At 50.8% G+C, this 16,076-nt stretch carries 13 protein-coding genes; 9 read left to right on the forward strand and 4 right to left on the reverse strand.

All coding sequences use genetic code 11. From position 1 onward, the window contains the following. Positions 1–63: 63 nt before the first annotated feature. The 9 genes from FMR86_RS07315 to FMR86_RS07355 all read left to right on the forward strand — a co-directional run bounded on the left by FMR86_RS07315 (position 64) and on the right by FMR86_RS07355 (position 11,168). Positions 64–1,992 carry a S8 family serine peptidase gene (locus FMR86_RS07315; protein WP_163350439.1) on the forward strand — a complete coding sequence of 643 codons (1,929 nt, stop codon included), beginning with the start codon at positions 64–66 and terminating at the stop codon, positions 1,990–1,992. Further along, positions 1,989–3,329, forward strand: a complete 1,341-nt coding sequence (locus FMR86_RS07320; protein WP_163350440.1) for a hypothetical protein — start codon at positions 1,989–1,991, stop codon at positions 3,327–3,329. The genes FMR86_RS07315 and FMR86_RS07320 overlap by 4 nt, the downstream gene beginning before the upstream one ends. A 181-nt stretch (positions 3,330–3,510) precedes the next feature. Continuing rightward, the gene (deoC, locus tag FMR86_RS07325) at positions 3,511–4,164 is read left to right on the forward strand and encodes a deoxyribose-phosphate aldolase (RefSeq protein WP_163350441.1); all 654 of its coding nucleotides are present in this window, start codon (positions 3,511–3,513) and stop codon (positions 4,162–4,164) included. Between the two features lie 3 nt (positions 4,165–4,167). Then, on the forward strand, positions 4,168–4,842 hold the full coding sequence (locus FMR86_RS07330) for a precorrin-8X methylmutase (RefSeq protein WP_163350442.1): 675 nt from the start codon (positions 4,168–4,170) through the stop codon (positions 4,840–4,842). A gap of 139 nt (positions 4,843–4,981) precedes the next feature. Beyond that, positions 4,982–7,798, forward strand: coding sequence for an EAL domain-containing protein (locus FMR86_RS07335; RefSeq protein ID WP_163350443.1), 2,817 nt, complete (start codon positions 4,982–4,984; stop codon positions 7,796–7,798). Positions 7,799–8,213: 415 nt separating this feature from the next. Next, a complete protein-coding gene (locus FMR86_RS07340; RefSeq protein ID WP_163350444.1) occupies positions 8,214–8,543 on the forward strand; it encodes a ferredoxin family protein in 330 nt (109 codons plus the stop codon). Positions 8,544–8,554: 11 nt separating this feature from the next. Continuing rightward, the gene (locus tag FMR86_RS07345) at positions 8,555–9,706 is read left to right on the forward strand and encodes a 2-oxoacid:acceptor oxidoreductase subunit alpha (RefSeq protein WP_163350445.1); all 1,152 of its coding nucleotides are present in this window, start codon (positions 8,555–8,557) and stop codon (positions 9,704–9,706) included. A 2-nt stretch (positions 9,707–9,708) separates the two neighbouring features. Next, positions 9,709–10,545: a 2-oxoacid:ferredoxin oxidoreductase subunit beta gene (locus FMR86_RS07350; RefSeq protein WP_163350446.1), complete on the forward strand. Its 837-nt coding sequence runs from the start codon at positions 9,709–9,711 to the stop codon at positions 10,543–10,545. Next, the gene (locus FMR86_RS07355) at positions 10,545–11,168 is read left to right on the forward strand and encodes a 2-oxoacid:acceptor oxidoreductase family protein (RefSeq protein ID WP_163350447.1); all 624 of its coding nucleotides are present in this window, start codon (positions 10,545–10,547) and stop codon (positions 11,166–11,168) included. Before FMR86_RS07350 ends, FMR86_RS07355 begins: the two co-directional genes overlap by 1 nt. 53 nt (positions 11,169–11,221) lie before the next feature. Here the strand turns inward: FMR86_RS07355 and FMR86_RS07360 are convergent, their stop codons facing one another. The 4 genes from FMR86_RS07360 to iorA all read right to left on the reverse strand — a co-directional run bounded on the left by FMR86_RS07360 (position 11,222) and on the right by iorA (position 15,950). Further along, positions 11,222–11,776, reverse strand: coding sequence for a hypothetical protein (locus FMR86_RS07360; protein WP_163350448.1), 555 nt, complete (start codon positions 11,774–11,776; stop codon positions 11,222–11,224). A 3-nt stretch (positions 11,777–11,779) separates the two neighbouring features. After that, positions 11,780–13,348: a sigma-54-dependent Fis family transcriptional regulator gene (locus FMR86_RS07365; RefSeq protein WP_163350449.1), complete on the reverse strand. Its 1,569-nt coding sequence runs from the start codon at positions 13,346–13,348 to the stop codon at positions 11,780–11,782. Between the two features lie 170 nt (positions 13,349–13,518). Next, positions 13,519–14,106, reverse strand: coding sequence for an indolepyruvate oxidoreductase subunit beta (locus FMR86_RS07370; protein ID WP_163350450.1), 588 nt, complete (start codon positions 14,104–14,106; stop codon positions 13,519–13,521). Next, positions 14,106–15,950, reverse strand: coding sequence for an indolepyruvate ferredoxin oxidoreductase subunit alpha (gene iorA, locus FMR86_RS07375; protein WP_163350451.1), 1,845 nt, complete (start codon positions 15,948–15,950; stop codon positions 14,106–14,108). The genes FMR86_RS07370 and iorA overlap by 1 nt, the downstream gene beginning before the upstream one ends. Positions 15,951–16,076: the final 126 nt, after the last annotated feature.

Below are 16,076 nucleotides of genomic sequence, written 5' to 3' on the forward strand. Positions count from 1 at the left end.
AAATGACACACGGTCACCAGCATTGTCTTTGCAAATACCTGTTTTTTAATAATGGGGTAAGGAATGAAAAGGGTCTTTTTGCTCGTTGCATTGTTTGTTTTGTCCATTTCATATTGCGATCTGGTTGCTGCTGCCGATTCAGCCCCGCCAAAGCTTTATTTCCAGAACAGGCAATTTGATCCGCTTAAGGAGAGTCTGGATAATTCCGCCCAGTCAGCTAAGGTTGCACCTGCCCGCAGAGCACCAGCTCCCGAGATGAATCTGCTCAACCTGGATAAGAAGCAGGTTGAGAAAGAATATCAGTATTATATTGTGCAGTTCACAGGGCCGATTGATAAAATCTGGAAGGACGAGCTTGGCAAATTAGGAGCAGTATTTTTTGATTATATACCGCAATACGCTTTTATTGTTAAGTTTTATTCCGATGATCTCGCCACCGTGAGGGCGAAGGATTATGTCCGCTTTGTCGGTGAATATTCACCTGACCTGAAGTTTGCCCAGAATGTTTATGACCTCACTCCTGAAGAATATAAAGAGCAGAAGAATAAGTACGAGCTGGTCGTTACCGTGTTTCCGGGGGAAGATTTTTACACAGCAAAGCAGGCTGTAGAAGATGCCGGAGGGACCATTCTTTCCAGTTCGGAAAACGAGTGGCAGATTTTGTTTGAAATCAGCATTGATCAAAGAAAAATTGAAGGCCTTAAAGATATCAAGGGTGTTAAATGGATTGAAAGAAAAATCGAGAATAAGTTCTTGAACAATATCGGGACAGGCATAATGCAACTCCGTTCGGAGCAGGAAAAAACGTGGCCTGCTTCGCACAGCCAGTTCTGGGGGGAGGGGCAGATTGTCGCCATTTGCGACAGCGGTCTTGATAGCGGTGACCCAGATAATATTCATAAAGATTTCACAGATGGCGAGGGTAACAGCAGGGTTATTGAGATTATTAAATTGAGTGATGGCGTTTCACAAAAAGATTACGATGGACACGGGACGCATGTGGCCGGATCTGTAGCCGGCAACGGAATGCTGTCCGGTGCTGATCCGGCAAAGAATCTTTTTCCTGATACCTGCTATGCAGGCGTAGCCCCCAAGGCAAAAATTTATTTTCAGTCTGTAGCTTCAGGAGTGAAGCCTTACCCCATGGTCGGAATTCCCGCAGATTTGAATGCCTTGTTTAGCCCGGCATATGTGGCCGGTGCTCGTATTCATCAGAATAGCTGGGGGGCTAATTATGGCTCTGATTATGATGCTGCTTCCAGGCAGGTCGATCAGTTTATGTGGGGCCATAAAGATTTCCTGACAATGTTCTCAGCAGGTAATGCCGGAGTGGATAAAGATGTCAACGGGGTTATTGATAAGTATTCTCTGGACTCCCCGGGAACGGCGAAGAATTGTTTAACTGTCGGGGCTTCGGAATCCTTCCGCACAGGAGCGAAAGAGGGGAGGTCCAATTCATGGGGAAGCGGGTATGGCGAGCCCATCGAGTCCGACTTCAGGTCGAATAAACCATCAGGCATGGCTGCTTTTTCCAGCAGGGGACCAACTCTTGACGGACGCTACAAGCCGGAGGTCGTCGCTCCGGGTACAAACATACTATCCACACGTTCTTCTTATGCGACAGAGGACGGCTGGGGACCGTTCAATGATGATTATTACTGGATGGGAGGTACCAGCATGGCTACTCCGCTTGTTTCCGGCACTGCGGTGATTTTTCGTGAATACCTCCAGAAGGAGGAGGGTTTTGCATACCCCAGCGCGGCACTGCTCAAGACCGGCCTGATTCATGGCACTGTGTCAATGGTTCCCGGACAATACGGAACAGGGGCCACGCAGGAGATAAAGTCCGCCCCAAGCGATGTACAGGGCTGGGGGAGGGTTAATTTCGCGGCAAGCATTAATTCGGATAAAAGCTACAAGATTAGTTATAATGATATTGCAACCAACGCTCCGACTGACAGCAGCTATAAAAAAACTTTACCTTTGAAGTGAAAGAGGACGAAAAGCCTTTCAAAGCTACTCTCGGCTGGACTGATTATCCCGGTTCCGAGGTTTCCGGTGGAGGATTGGTTAATGATCTCGACCTGCGGGTACGCAAGCCGGACGGCACATACGTATACCCTGACGGAGCGCGCAATTTAAGTTCGCTTGATAAGATTGATTACTGTAATGATACCAGTGGGAGGTATGATCAAAGTCTGGCAGGAGTCCGTTTCACTCCTCTCAAGTATCCGGCTACTCTGGATTCGGTATCAATAAACCTTCCTGAGGTTATTATTGATGATACGCTAATTGATTTTATGTTGGGCTTTAATATAATTGTGTATAAAGTCTCCGGCGGAACGGTGCAGCAGGAAATTTTCTGTAAAAAATATAATTATGCAGATCGTGGTCGTATTACCTTGCCTGTGGGTGTTTCGGTTACGGAAGATGAATTGCTGGTCTGTATCGAGGGCCTTTCCGAACCATTGTACATTTCATATAGTAGCGGCAACGATTCTCGTGGCTTTTTCAAAATCGGCGGGACTGACCAGTTCTCAAATAATGTACCGCATATAGCGGCTAATTTCAGGACAGAAGTTCCGGCTACGGATTATGACCGGGTCAATAATACAGTATCGGTTCAGATCAATAAACCGCAGAGCGGCACCTACACCGCCGAAGTTAGCGCCCACAACATTGCGCACGGTCCCCAGCCTTATGCCTTGATCATGAGCGGCATGAACGGGGAGGCTCCCACTGTGGGCGAAATAGGATTGAACCCGGATCAGCCCAATGCTCCGGCAGCGACCATGCTTTCGCGAATTCATCAGTCTCAGACCGCGGAAAGTCTGAACTCTGTTTATGGGACCAAGTTTGAAAACGTTTATAGTGATAAGTCTGAATTCAGCATCCAGACCGAAGAAGATAGCGTGGTCAGTGTGCGCTACGCCGTGAGCGGGTTGCCGGAAGTTAATGCCGGAGATTTGGATCTTTCCAAACTTTATGAAAATGGAACGCATATTGAATTCGAATACAGTTCGCTAGAGGATTATCAGGACGGTAAATGGTGGCTGACCGATGTAACGGGGACTTTTGTCAGCCCGGTGGAAAAGCTCAGCCCGGATACGACTTACTATCTGGTTTCGGCTGTTAAGGACGGAGGCCCTTACGATGCAAACGAAGATCCCGGAGTTGTGGATGACCCGCAGGTATTGGGCTTAAGTTCATCAGGAGCAAGCGGGTGCAACATCGGAACTGACGTTGATTGCATACTTTCAGTCATGTTGTTGACAGCTTTGTTTTCTGTCTGGATAAGGTGGTTGTCGGCAAGACGGAAACAGTTTTAAATAATAGAAAGCCCTTACCGTTGTAGGGGCTTTTTCATTCTCTATTTGTAACTTTATTTTGACCGCAATTTCATAATCGCTTAATGTCTGTCTAATGGGAAGTATGCACTCGTGTCAGAACGGTTGAAGCCAGCCGTATCTGGAGCCGGGCTTGTTTTTTAATTTCAGCCGGGAGGCGGACATGGACAAAATCGACAAACTTGCATCGTACATTGACCACACTTTATTGAATGTTGCGGCAGTGCCTGCGGATATTGAGCAGCTCTGCCGTGAGGCTGTAGAGTACGATTTTGCGTCTGTTTGTGTCCATCCCTCACATATCGCCCGTGCAGCGGAACTGCTTGCCGGGGAAAAGTCCATGGTCTGTTCGGTGGTCGGGTTTCCTTCCGGTTCCACCCTGCCTGAAGTAAAGATGCTGGAAGCCATGCGCGCGGTTGAAAAGGGTGCGCAGGAACTTGATATGGTGGTCAATATTGGCGCACTGAAGGCCGGAGACCGCAATGCTTTTCTGCATGATATTTTTCTTACCGTGGAAGGTGCCGGGGGAGTTCCGGTCAAAGCGATCATTGAAACCGGATTGCTGGATGATGACCAGAAGAAGCTGGCCTGTGAACTGGCGGTGACAGCTGGAGCGTCTTTTGTTAAGACCTGCACCGGGTTTGCTCCCGGATGTGCCAGCGTTGAAGACATCAAGCTCATGCGTTCAATTGTGGGTGATGCCGCAGGCGTCAAGGCCAGCGGGGGCATCAAAACATACGATCAGGCTAAACAACTTTTAGAGGCCGGGGCCAGCAGGCTCGGTACTTCGTCATCCCTCGAAATAGTCAGGAGATAATTTTTGTCCGGGAAAGTAGAACTTATGGCCGTGGCAAAGCCCGGTGATATTGAAAAAAAATCATTTGAAATTATTGATTCGGAAGTTCCGGAACCCCGTAGGTTCGAAGGTATAGAATGGCAGATCGCAAGACGTATGGTGCATACCACTGCGGATTTCGATCTGATTGATCTGGTGCGCTTTCATCCTGATGCTGTAGCGTCCGGACTTGAAGCTTTGCGCGCAGGATGTACAATTGCCACTGATACTGAGATGGCCCGCTGCGGGATTCCCATGCGCAGGATGACTCCTCTGGGTTGTGATGTGCGATGCCTGATGAATGACCCGGATGTTATTGCTTCGGCCAAGAAAAATTTGACCACAAGGGCTCATGCGGCCATGGAGCTGGCCGCTGACACCATGCGGCCCGAAATTCATGTTATCGGTAATGCACCTACTGCTTTGATCCGGCTGGTGAATATGGTGGAAGAGGGCAGGATGAAACCTCCGGCACTGGTTGTGGGGATGCCGGTAGGTTTTGTGAATGCTGCTGAATCAAAGGCCATGCTCATGCATTGCGGATCTATTCCTTATATTGCTATTGAAGGGCGTAAGGGCGGCTCTGCGCTGGCTGCCTGCGTGATAAATGCGTTAGCTGAAGTTGTTCTGGCCGAGCGGGAGCTTTCTGGTGAAATCTGATTCGTCAGCCATGCTGAATTTGTATTTTTGTCCATGAAAGATTATTAATTATAGACTTTGAAAGCTAATTGTGGAAACAGTATATCAAGTCAATCTATTTGTTTTTCATGTGATAATGGGATTCTTGGTGCAGTAAGGTATGTCTGAAAATAAGGCCGTTTCAAAAAGATCTTTTTCGATATTTAAAAAGGGTGAGAGGTCCATTTCCCGTGATCTTTCCGCCTGTCTTGTCTTTGCCCTTGCCATTATCATCGCTCTGGTTACAGCTTATGAGTATTTCGGCCGTTCAAAAATGCTGCGTCAGGAATTTGAGGACAAGGCTGACAACTACATAGAACAGCTTGCCAAGTCTGTTACCTTTCCCATCTGGAATTTTGATATGGGTTCGCTCAAGCATGTCTGCAGCGCATATACCCAGAACGAACAGTTTTCCAAACTCAAGATTACTGACATGAATGGCGAAGTGTTGTTCAATTTTGTGCGTCCCGGAGAAGAAGACGATAATCCCATCGTCCGGGAACGTGACCTCTATATCTCCAAAGAAAAGATCGGCACCATCCGCATGGAGCTGACCAGCCGTATCTATCGCCGCAACCTTGATTGGATTCTTTTTGTTTCCAGCCTGACCTTCCTTACGTCCGTGGCGGTGATTTATATTGTTACCGGCTTTTTGATTGATTACTTTATCCGCAACCCCATAGCCCGGCTGCGCAAGGGGATGGATAAAGTCGCCATGGGTGATTTTTCATACCGTTTTGACGAGTTTCAGTACATTGAGCTGCTGGAGATCGGTTCCCGCTTCAACCGTATGACTGAAGAAATCGCCAGCCGTGAAAGCAGGCTTGAAGAAGTCAACAAGGTTCTGCAGGGCGAAATCCACATGCGTGAGAAAGCTGCCCACTCATTGGTGAAGAGTGAAAAACGTTACCGAGCGTTGGTAGAGACAACGGCGGAAGGGTTCTTCATGATTGATGAATCCATGATTCTGCTGGATGTAAACCCGGCTTTTTGCACCATGATCGGTCTGAACCGCGAGGAGATGCTCGGGGTAGAGATCGGTTCCGTGCTCGGTGAGCTGGCTGCTGAAAGATTTCGCACTGATGACAGCCTTGGACACAGGTTTGAACTCAGCTTTATGAATAGTAACGGACGTGAAGTTGATATTTTTATTAATGCCACCAATTTGTTTGAAAGCGAGAACGTGAAGCTGACTTTCGCGTTCGTCACCGATGTCTCCGGCTATAAAATGATGGAAAAGGCTCTGCGGGCCTCCGAGGAGGAGTACCGGACCATTGCCGAGTATACTTTTGACTGGGAAATGTGGATCGGCCCCACCGGGGCGGTGAAATATGTCAGTCCTTCATGCGAACGTATTTCCGGGTACCCCAAGGCATATTTCATGGAAGGTCCGGTCCGGGTGGAGCATATACTGCACAAGAATGATCGGGATTTCTGGCAGAAAGCCCTGCGTGGTAATTTCCCTTCACCGGACGGTACGGATATGCGTCTTTTCCGTCGTGACGGTCTATTGCGCTGGGTATCCCTTACCGGGCATCAGGTTTTTGCTGATGACGGCACATCGCTCGGTTTGAGGCTTTCCCTGCGTGATATTACCAAACGTAAATTCATGGAAAAACAGCTGCAGTACGAAGCCCTGCACGATCCATTAACCGGGCTCGCCAACCGTACCCTCTGCTGCGACCGTATTCTGCAGGCGGTGGAACGTTCACGTCGCCGGGATAATTATTATTTTGCGGTTGTTTTTATGGACTTGGACCGTTTCAAGATCATCAACGACAGTCTCGGACATAATATAGGTGATAAGCTGCTGGTGGAAGTTTCCAAACGGTTGCTTAAAACCATTCGCGAGCTGGATACTGTTTCCCGCTTCGGCGGTGATGAATTTATCGTAGTGCTTGAAGAACTGGCCTCCCCGCGTGAGGGTATCCGTATTGTCCGTCGCATCAGGGACAGCCTGAATCATCCTGCGGTCATTGAAGGTCATAAGATCAATATTGCCGCCAGTTACGGCGTTCTGCTCAGTCCCACCGAGTATGACAAGCCTGAAGAGATTATCCAGAATGCCAACGTGGCCATGCATCAGGCCAAAGAGTCCGGCAGAGACAGGATCAAGGTCTTCAACAAAAGAATGCTTGAGGAGGCGGTGCAGGCCATGCAGCTTGAGAGCGATCTTCGTGCAGCCATGCTTGCCGGGGATGAGCTTTTTCTGGACTACCAGCCCATCTATTCTCTCGGTTCTCAGAGTGTTGTGGGGTTTGAAGCTCTTATCCGCTGGAATCATCCCCGACGCGGACTGGTCATGCCCGGAGAATTCATTCCCATGGCGGAAGAGTCCGGCCTTATTTTTGAGCTTGGCAGCTGGGTCATTACCGAAGCCTGCCGCCAGATGAAGAGCTGGCAGGCAACATATGACAATGCGGCTGATATGCTCATGTCCATCAATATTTCACCGCGTCAGTTCTCCCAGCCCGCTTTGGTGGATAATATCCTCTCCAAGCTGAGTGAATTTGATCTTCCCGCTTCCAACCTCAAGGTGGAGATTACCGAGACCGCAATTATGGAGCGGGCCAAGCAGTCCGTGGATATGCTTAACCGTTTGAAAGCCGCCGGCGTGCTGGTTTCAATCGATGATTTCGGTACCGGCTATTCTTCCATGAGTAATCTGCAGGAATTTCCGCTGGATCAGCTCAAGATCGACCTCAGTTTTGTACGCAAGATGCATGAATCATCGGAAAATCTTGAAATTGTAAAGGCTATTATCAACCTTGCCCACAATCTCGGTTTGAACGTTGTTGCCGAGGGTGTGGAAGAGATAGAGCAGCAGGATGTGTTGCGTGATCTGGGCTGTGAGTTCGGGCAGGGATACCTGTTTTCAAGGCCTATCAGCCGGGCGAAGGTGGAGGCTTATTTCAAGCACGAGGTGGAGTTGAATTAATAGGCTGATTTATTTCCATGGAGCGGATATGACTGTTGCATACATGTTTGTAGGTAGTCAGCAGTAAAGGTGAGTCTGCTTCATGTATTTGGATATGACTTTGTATGGGTCGGCATTTTGCCGACTCTTTTTTTTGATTTAAAATGTGATTGGATAATCAATCAAAAGGAGTCGGGAATATAATTCCCATCATTTCATAAGCTATGTGCAAAGCATATTCATGTCAATTAAGTTGTGCTTATTTTATAATATTGTCGTAAAAGTTCCGATTCCTGTTGCATGTGCGGTATTACCATGCTAGGGCCGAATTTAGGCCCAGTAAAAATAAAAGTTTACGGGGCTGTTGGAGAGGTTGACCCGCTTCAAGGGGATTAGAGGAGCGGGTTTTAGAGTCACCCTCAACCTGGATCAGGTTATGAGTGTCAAACGCAAGGGAAATAGCACGGTTACGATTTTTCCGGACTGGTGTAAGGGATGCGGCATCTGCGCAGCCTTCTGTCCGGCAAAGGTCATGGAGTTGAACGATCAGGGTAAAGCGGTCGTTGTCAGGGAAGAAGAATGCATCAATTGCGGATTCTGCGAACTGCACTGTCCGGATTTCGCGATTATGGTTCGTCCCAAGGTCGATGACGAGATTCCTGCGGTATGCAGGGCTGTCCTTGAAAAGGCCGCCCGCAAAACCGACGGGCCTGCCGCTTCCGGCGATGCAGCTAAAAAAGCCGCTTCCGGTAAACAAAAGGGATAAGGTGAACTTCCATGGCCAGACCTAGAAAAAAGAGAAATAAAGAGATTTTCGCTCTGGGCAATGAGGCTGTTGTTGAAGGTGCGCTTCTGGCGGGCTGTACCTTTTACGGCGGGTATCCCATCACTCCTTCATCGGAGATTATGGAGATCATGGCTCAGAGATTGCCGCTGATTCCCAACGGTTCATTTATCCAGATGGAAGATGAAATCGCCGGGCTCGGTTCTGTTATCGGTGCATCGCTGGCAGGCAGGAAAGCGATGACCGCCACTTCCGGTCCCGGATTTTCGCTCATGCAGGAGCATCTCGGGTACGGTTGTATTACTGAAACTCCGCTGGTTATCGTTAACGTCATGCGCGGCGGACCCAGTACCGGACTGCCCACATCCCCGGCACAGGGAGATGTTCAGCAGGCCCGCTGGGGAACCCACGGCGACCATTCAATCATAGTACTTTCCGCCTCCAATGTTCAGGAATGTCTTGATAACACTATCGAGGCTTTCAACCTTGCGGAAAAATACCGCACTCCGGTAATCCTTCTTATTGATGAGATTACCGCCCATACCCGTGAAAAGATCATCATCCCCAACCCGGATGAATATGAGGTCTTCAACCGCATTGTTCCGACCATGCCTCCGGAATGGTACAAACCTTATGAAGAAACTGTGCGCGGTGTTCCGCCCATGCCGGCCATCGGTTCCGGTTACCGTTTCCATGTCACCGGGCTGACCCATGATACCAACGGTTTCCCAACCTCGCGTCCTGATGAGGTCCGGGAACTCAACGAGCGTCTTTTCCGCAAGATTGACCAGTTCCTGCACGATGTGCAGCTGGTTGATGAAGTGGATACAGAGGACGCGGATGTTGTGGTCATCGCCTACGGCACAGTGGCCCGTTCCGCTGAACTGGCTGTGAAACAGGCCCGCGATCTCGGCGTAAAAGCCGGGCTGCTCAAGCTTTCGACCCTGTTTCCTTATCCACGAAAGGCTACGGAGAAAATAATGTCCAAAGCCCATACTCTCGTGGTTCCGGAAATGAATATGGGCCAGATGTCAAGGGAAGTGAAAAGGGTCAATAACGGTCAGGTAAGCGTGCGGACCATCAATAAGGTGGACGGACAGATCATTACTCCGGCTGAAATCCTCAAAGTCTTAACACGGGTGTAGTCATGGTTGATATGAAAGGTACACAGCTCATTCATGAGTACTTAAGGCATAACAAGAAGTTTCCGCATGTTTTCTGTGCCGGTTGCGGGCACGGCATTGTGCTCGGTTCCCTGATCCGTTCCATCCACGGTCTCGGTCTTTCCAAGGACGAGGTCTGTGTGGTGGCCGGTATCGGTTGCTCCGGCAGGCTTGCGGCATATGTTGATTTTAACACCGTACACACCACCCATGGCCGTGCGCTGACTTTTGCCACCGGTATTAAGATGGCCAAGCCGAACATGCATGTAATCGTGGTCATGGGTGACGGTGATTCCATGGCTATCGGCGGTAACCACCTGATCCATGCCGCGCGCAGGAATATCGGTGTTACCGCGCTGATCCTGAATAATAACATTTACGGTATGACCGGCGGGCAATGCTCACCGACCACTCCGGCAGGCTCCTTCTCAATGACCACCCCTCTGGGGCAGATGGAGCAGAGCTTTGATTGTGTGGAACTCTGCAGTGCGGCCAAGGCCAATTACGTGGCCCGCGGAACTGTATTTCACGTCAAAAAACTCGATAAGATGATCATGGACGGCATCAGCAACCCCGGTTTCGGCGTGGTGGAGATTCTCACTCCCTGCCATACCCAGTACGGTCGTAAGAACAAGTACAGAACCCCGGTTGATATGTACAAGATGCTCAAGAAAGATGTCATTGATATCGATCGTTACGAGAAGCTCAGCGAAGCGGATAAAGCCAAGAAGGTTCCTTCCGGCGTATTCGTGCAGAAAGATGATTCCGGCCTTGAAGAAAAATTCTATCAGATGGCCGCGAAATGTCAGGGAGGTGCGTAATGAAGAATCAACCTCTGGACAGATTTGAAATTCGTCTTTCCGGTCTCGGCGGACAGGGGATCCTTACTCTTGGTAAGGTCATGGGGTCCGGCCTTGCTCTCGGCCACGGTTACTTTGTAACCCAGACTCAGAGCTACGGCCCGGAAGCTCGCGGCGGTGCCAGCCGTTCCGATCTGGTAATCAGTTCCGAAGTGATCAGTTATCCCAAGGCTGAATCTCTCGATCTGCTCATCGCGCTCAGTCAGGAAGCATGCAACATGTATTACCGCAACCTGAAGCCCGGCGGCCTGCTCATGATCGAAACCGATCTGGTCAAGCAGCCCCCGGTGAACCAGTTCATCGGCCTGCCTTTCACTAAGCTGGCTAAGGACAAACTGGGATTGCCTCAGGCCATGAACACCATCGTGCTTGGCGCGGCAACTTATCTGCTGCCTTTTGCGCAGCAGCGGACCATGCGTAAGAATCTTGAGGAAGTGCTCCCCGCAAAGATCAGGGATATCAACGTCAAGGCGTTCAACATGGGATTCCGTGAAGCCAAGAAGAACTTCGGTGATCCCGAAGAGCTTTGGAAAGCCAATTCAGTAATTGTCTCGGACGAAGATAGTGATTACGATTCCATTTAAGATTCAAGCACACAGTAATATCAAAAAACTCCGGTCTTAGGGCCGGAGTTTTTTTATTTATACGTAAACAAAGAATCTGAAGTCCTGTTGAAATTATCCACTTCTTCCTGTTGGTCAGGACTGAGATTGTGCGGATCCCACTGCTCGCAGAGTTCCTGCGGTTCACGGGCCCGGTTTCGGACCCTGATTATGGAGAGACTGCGTTTCCCGGTGGGAATGAAGGTGGTGCGAATCAAATGGCAGTCAATGTGGGCGGTGAAGCAGTTTATGCCCTGTGCGTCGCTTAAGCAGTTGCCGATTGATACTGTGGACCAGTCGCCGACTTCGGGCATGTCTACCACTGCACTGCGGTTCAGGATCATGCGTACACTGGCGGTACAGTTTTTGTTATCGAAGTAGAAATCCTGATTGATGATGGATTTAAAATTTCGTTCGTCACTGCCGTCAGGATAGAGCTTTGTGGATACGTAGATAGTTTTGTCGGTGCTGATGTGTTCGGAATCAAAAGGAACGATAAAGGGTTGCTCCGGTGCCTGTTTCGCACCGGAACACCCCGTAATTATCAATATCAGCAGAACTAAAGCTGCGCAGAGAGCAGAGAGGCGCATACTCTATTTTTTCTTTTTCGCGCCCGCGTACTTCTTGACGTCAATATTGTACTTTTTGACCTTGTAGTTGACGATACGGTAGCTGACCCGCAGATCCCTTGCCGCCTGCAGCATGTTGCCGCGAGCCTTTTTAAGGGAGTCAACCAGCAGTTCCTGCTCGAATTTAGCCACGGCTTCACCGAATGAAAGGGAAGTGTCTGTGGCGGTGGATTCGGCGGTTTGCAGGGTCGGGGGCAGGTGGTAGGTTCTGATTACCTCTTCCTCGCAGATGAGTACCGCACGTTCGATGCAGTTTTTCAGCTCACGCACGTTCCCCGGCCAGTGATACTGGGTGAAAAGATCGATAGCCGGGCTGGAGATACGCTTGATCTCTTTGCCGTATTCCTCGGAGAACATGTCGAGGAATTTTTCGGCCAGCGGGAGGATGTCCTCGCGTCGTTCACGCAGGTGCGGAATGAAGATGGGGAAGACGTTGATGCGGTAGAAAAGGTCTTCGCGGAATTTGCCTTCCTGAAGCAGCTTTTCCAACGGCTGGTGGGTCGCGCAGATGAGGCGGACATCAACAGCGATGGGCTGTTCGGAGCCTACGCGCTGGATTTCCTTTTCCTGAATGGCGCGCAGAACCTTGGCCTGCGCATCAAGGGAAAGTTCCCCGATTTCATCAAGGAACAGGGTTCCGTTATTGGCGATTTCAAAGAGACCGCGTTTGTTTTGGTAAGCTCCGGTGAAGGCGCCTTTCTGGTGACCGAAAAGTTCACTTTCCACCAGTTCGGCGGGCAGGGCCGCGCAGTTGAGCTTAACCAGCGGTTTTTCCCGTCTGGGACTGCAGGCGTGGATGGCTTCGGCGAGCAGTTCCTTACCGGTGCCGGATTCCCCGCGCAGCAGTGCTGTGGCGCGGCTGGGGCCGACCTGGCGGGCCTGACGCAGCACCTGTTTCATGCTCTTGGAAGTGGCTACAAAGTCCGCAGGCGGCGGTACATCAGATGCACCGGGCATCATTCCCTGCGAAAGCATCTGGGCCTGCAGGGACATTTCTTCCTGCAAACGGGAGACCTGATTGGAAATAAGGGCGGCTACAACTTCGAGGAACTGCTGGTGTTCCTGCAGGTCGTCCATGGGCAGGATGGGAGAGTCCACGCTCAGTGCGCCGATTACTTCCTGATTGCCGTCGGAATCGGTCCTGATAACAGGAACGCAGATGAAGGACAGGGTTTTCTGCTCTTCCTCTGATCTGTTGAACGCCTTGTTCAGCATCTGGCCGTCATCCGACATTCTGGGGATGATGACAGACTCGCCTGTTTCGTAAACTTTGCCCACAACACCTTTACCCGGTGCGTAAGTGGCTGTGTAGTCCTTTGCCGGGCTATGGGTGATGGACAGTTTCAGTTTTTCAGATTCCGTGTCCATGATGGCCAGGAATGCACGCGGGAAGTGGAGGTCTTTGGACAGAACTTCAAGAATCGCATTGAGGCTGGGTTCCAAATCGTGATGGGGAGCTACAGAATCAAGAATTTCACTCAAAGTTGAAAGATAGATATTGTCCACTCGTTCCGTCAGTCCGTTTCTACTCATTTTTTTACTCATGCCGTCCAGGCTGTTTTAGATTTCAGCTTTGTCGGAGTTTTGCTCCGTGGTTCCGGCCTAAAATTTAGTTGGCGCATTCGGGAGTATCCTCCCGATATGGTATACTGTTCTGTAAAGTCGACAGCCGCATGAAGATCATGCGGCTGTCGTTTATTTACTTATGATACTGCTTTGACTCCGAGCTCCAGAGCCTTCAGGTTGATGTCCGCTATTTTCGGTTTCATGACTGATTTTATTGTTTCAGCCAGCTGTTCCGGTTTCAGCGGGATGCATCCTGTGGCACAGAGTGCTCCGAGCAGGGCGATGTTACCGCTCTGCACGGCTCCGGCTTCGAGGCCTAAGCTCTGGCAGGGCAGGTAGTATGCTTTTCCGGCGCATCCATCAACCTTTTCCTTGATGGTTTCAAGGGGGGTGTTTTCTGCTTTTCCGGTGCATACGGAAAGGGGCGGAACATATTCAGTGCTGGAAAGCACTGTGCCGCCGGGCTTCAGGTAGGGCAGGGCGCGCAGGGTTTCCAGCGGCTCAAAGCCGAGGATAACGTCTGCTTCGCCATGTCCGATTTTAGGGGAGGCCAGCCCGATGAGCAGTGCAGACTCAACAACACCGCCGCGCTGGGCCATTCCGTGAATTTCTCCGGCAGTCACATCGATACCGCAGTCAAGAACCGCCTGTGCAAGGAGGTTGGTGGCTGTCAGGGTTCCCTGTCCGCCGACCCCGGTCATGAATATACGCAACCTGTCACTCATTAGCTGCTCCTTTTCCGGGCTTTAATATCTTTAGTCAGCTGCAGGCAGAGCATGCAACCGGAACAAAGGATTTCATTGATTTCAACGCCTTCCGCAGTCTTTTCAAATGCGGGACAGGCCAGTTCTTCCATCACCTTGAGCACTTCTGCGGTCTGATTCGCTACGTAAGCAGTCTGTCCGGGAGCCTTTTTAAGGGTTCTGCGGGCGAAGAGCGGGCAGGGAGCCTTGGCAATAAGGACACGCACGCCGTTCATGGCTTTCAGATCTTCGAGGTCTTTAGTGAGTGCTTTCTGGTTCAGCGGATTAACGGTACGGATCTCACTTACACCGCAACCCTTGACGATGGACTCAATGTCGACCTGCGCAGGGTTGGAACCCAGTGCGGTGGTCTCAACGCCGGGGTGAGGCTGATGCCCGGTCATGGCGGTGGTGGAGTTGTCAAGGATGACCAGCAGGATATCATGCTGGTTGAAGACAGCGTTTACCAGGCCGGTAATACCGGAATGGAAGAAAGTGGAGTCACCGATGAAGCCTACCACGGTCTGACCTGCGGCTTTTGCTGCTCCGGAACCTGCAGAGATGGAGGAGCCCATGCAGAGCAGGAAGTCAGCAGCATTCAGCGGAGGCAGAATACCGAGAGTGTAGCAGCCGATGTCGGAAGAACAGACTGCGTCAGGGCCGAAAACCTTTTTCACTGCGTAGTATGCGGCACGGTGGGTGCAGCCTGCGCAGAGGTTCGGCGGACGCATGGGCAGTCCTTCTTCCGCAGGACAGCTCTGGGTCTTTTCTGCTTCCATACCCAGAACTTCGCGGATGATGGCGGTGATGTTCAGGGTGGAGTATTCATCGTTCAGCGGCAGCAGAGCGTTGTCTTTGCCGATGATTTCCACTGTGATAGAATTTTTCTGGGCCAGAACGCGGAGCTCATTTTCAAGGAAAGGCTCAAGTTCTTCCAGAATAACGACTTTTTCCACGGAGGAGATGAAGTCGGTGAGCATCTTGGTGGGCAGCGGGTAAGTGAAGCCCAGCTCAAGAACTTTAAATTTATCGGCAAGACCGGTGTCAGCGAGTGCGTCTGCGAGGTATGCTCTACAGATACCGGAGGCTACGATACCGATTTTTCCATTGCCGGAAATTTTGTTGTACTTGGAGGTCTCCGCCATTTCGCGCAGTTTTTCGAGCTTTTCAAGCAGCTCAACGTGCATCCTGCGGGCGAAAGCCGGGATGGGTACGAACTGTGCGGGGTTCTTCTGGAATCCGGCAGCAGGAGCAAGTTTGGCCACTTCGCCGTACTCAACAGGGCCGCGCAGATGGTTAACACGGGTGGTGGTGCGCAGGATGAACGGAGCGGACATTTCGCGGGACATGTTCAGCGCATCGCGGGTCATGTCTTTTGCTTCCTGAGCTGTGGATGGCTCAAGGCAGGGCATGCCTGCAAGGCGTGCGTAGTAGCGGTTGTCCTGTTCGTTCTGGCTGGAGTGGCATCCGGGATCGTCTGCGGAAAGCAGAACCATGCCGCCGGGGGTGCCGGTGTAGGCGAGAGTCATGAGCGGGTCGGCAGCAACGTTTACGCCGACGTGCTTCATGGTGGTCAGGGTCATTGCGCCTGCCAGAGTGGCACCGCCGCCTACTTCCAGAGCAACCTTTTCGTTGACTGAGTATTCAAAAGTGAAGTCGCCTTCAGGTGAAAGACGGAAGAAAGTGTCCGGTACTTCGGAGGAGGGGGTGCCGGGGTAACAGGTAACAACCTGAATACCGGCTTCAATCGCGCCTCGGACAATGGCTTCATTGCCGAGAAGCAGCTTTTTCATGCCCGGACTATCCTTGAGAAGTGGGTGAGCCATGAATATGCTCCTTAGGTCATGGGGTTAACAGAATGTTCACAAACGCACGACTGTCGAGGCTCAGCGGGGATCCGGCCCCTATGGTTAATGCCGGAGCCCCGTTCTGCGTCTCATCACATCACGCAG

It is taken from the genome of Desulfovibrio sp. JC010, from assembly GCF_010470675.1.
In the GTDB taxonomy this organism is placed as follows: Bacteria; Desulfobacterota; Desulfovibrionia; order Desulfovibrionales; family Desulfovibrionaceae; genus Maridesulfovibrio.

Excerpts from the sequence above, each read along its gene's own strand:
- FMR86_RS07370 (WP_163350450.1), bottom strand. The coding sequence starts at position 14,106 with ATGAGTGACAGGTTGCGTATATTCATGACCGGGGTCGGCGGACAGGGA.
- deoC (WP_163350441.1), top strand. The coding sequence starts at position 3,511 with ATGGACAAAATCGACAAACTTGCATCGTACATTGACCACACTTTATTG.
- FMR86_RS07350 (WP_163350446.1), top strand. The coding sequence starts at position 9,709 with ATGGTTGATATGAAAGGTACACAGCTCATTCATGAGTACTTAAGGCAT.
- FMR86_RS07360 (WP_163350448.1), bottom strand. The coding sequence starts at position 11,776 with ATGCGCCTCTCTGCTCTCTGCGCAGCTTTAGTTCTGCTGATATTGATA.
- FMR86_RS07340 (WP_163350444.1), top strand. The coding sequence starts at position 8,214 with ATGAGTGTCAAACGCAAGGGAAATAGCACGGTTACGATTTTTCCGGAC.
- FMR86_RS07335 (WP_163350443.1), top strand. The coding sequence starts at position 4,982 with ATGTCTGAAAATAAGGCCGTTTCAAAAAGATCTTTTTCGATATTTAAA.
- FMR86_RS07315 (WP_163350439.1), top strand. The coding sequence starts at position 64 with ATGAAAAGGGTCTTTTTGCTCGTTGCATTGTTTGTTTTGTCCATTTCA.
- iorA (WP_163350451.1), bottom strand. The coding sequence starts at position 15,950 with ATGGCTCACCCACTTCTCAAGGATAGTCCGGGCATGAAAAAGCTGCTT.
- FMR86_RS07355 (WP_163350447.1), top strand. The coding sequence starts at position 10,545 with ATGAAGAATCAACCTCTGGACAGATTTGAAATTCGTCTTTCCGGTCTC.
- FMR86_RS07345 (WP_163350445.1), top strand. The coding sequence starts at position 8,555 with ATGGCCAGACCTAGAAAAAAGAGAAATAAAGAGATTTTCGCTCTGGGC.
- FMR86_RS07365 (WP_163350449.1), bottom strand. The coding sequence starts at position 13,348 with ATGAGTAGAAACGGACTGACGGAACGAGTGGACAATATCTATCTTTCA.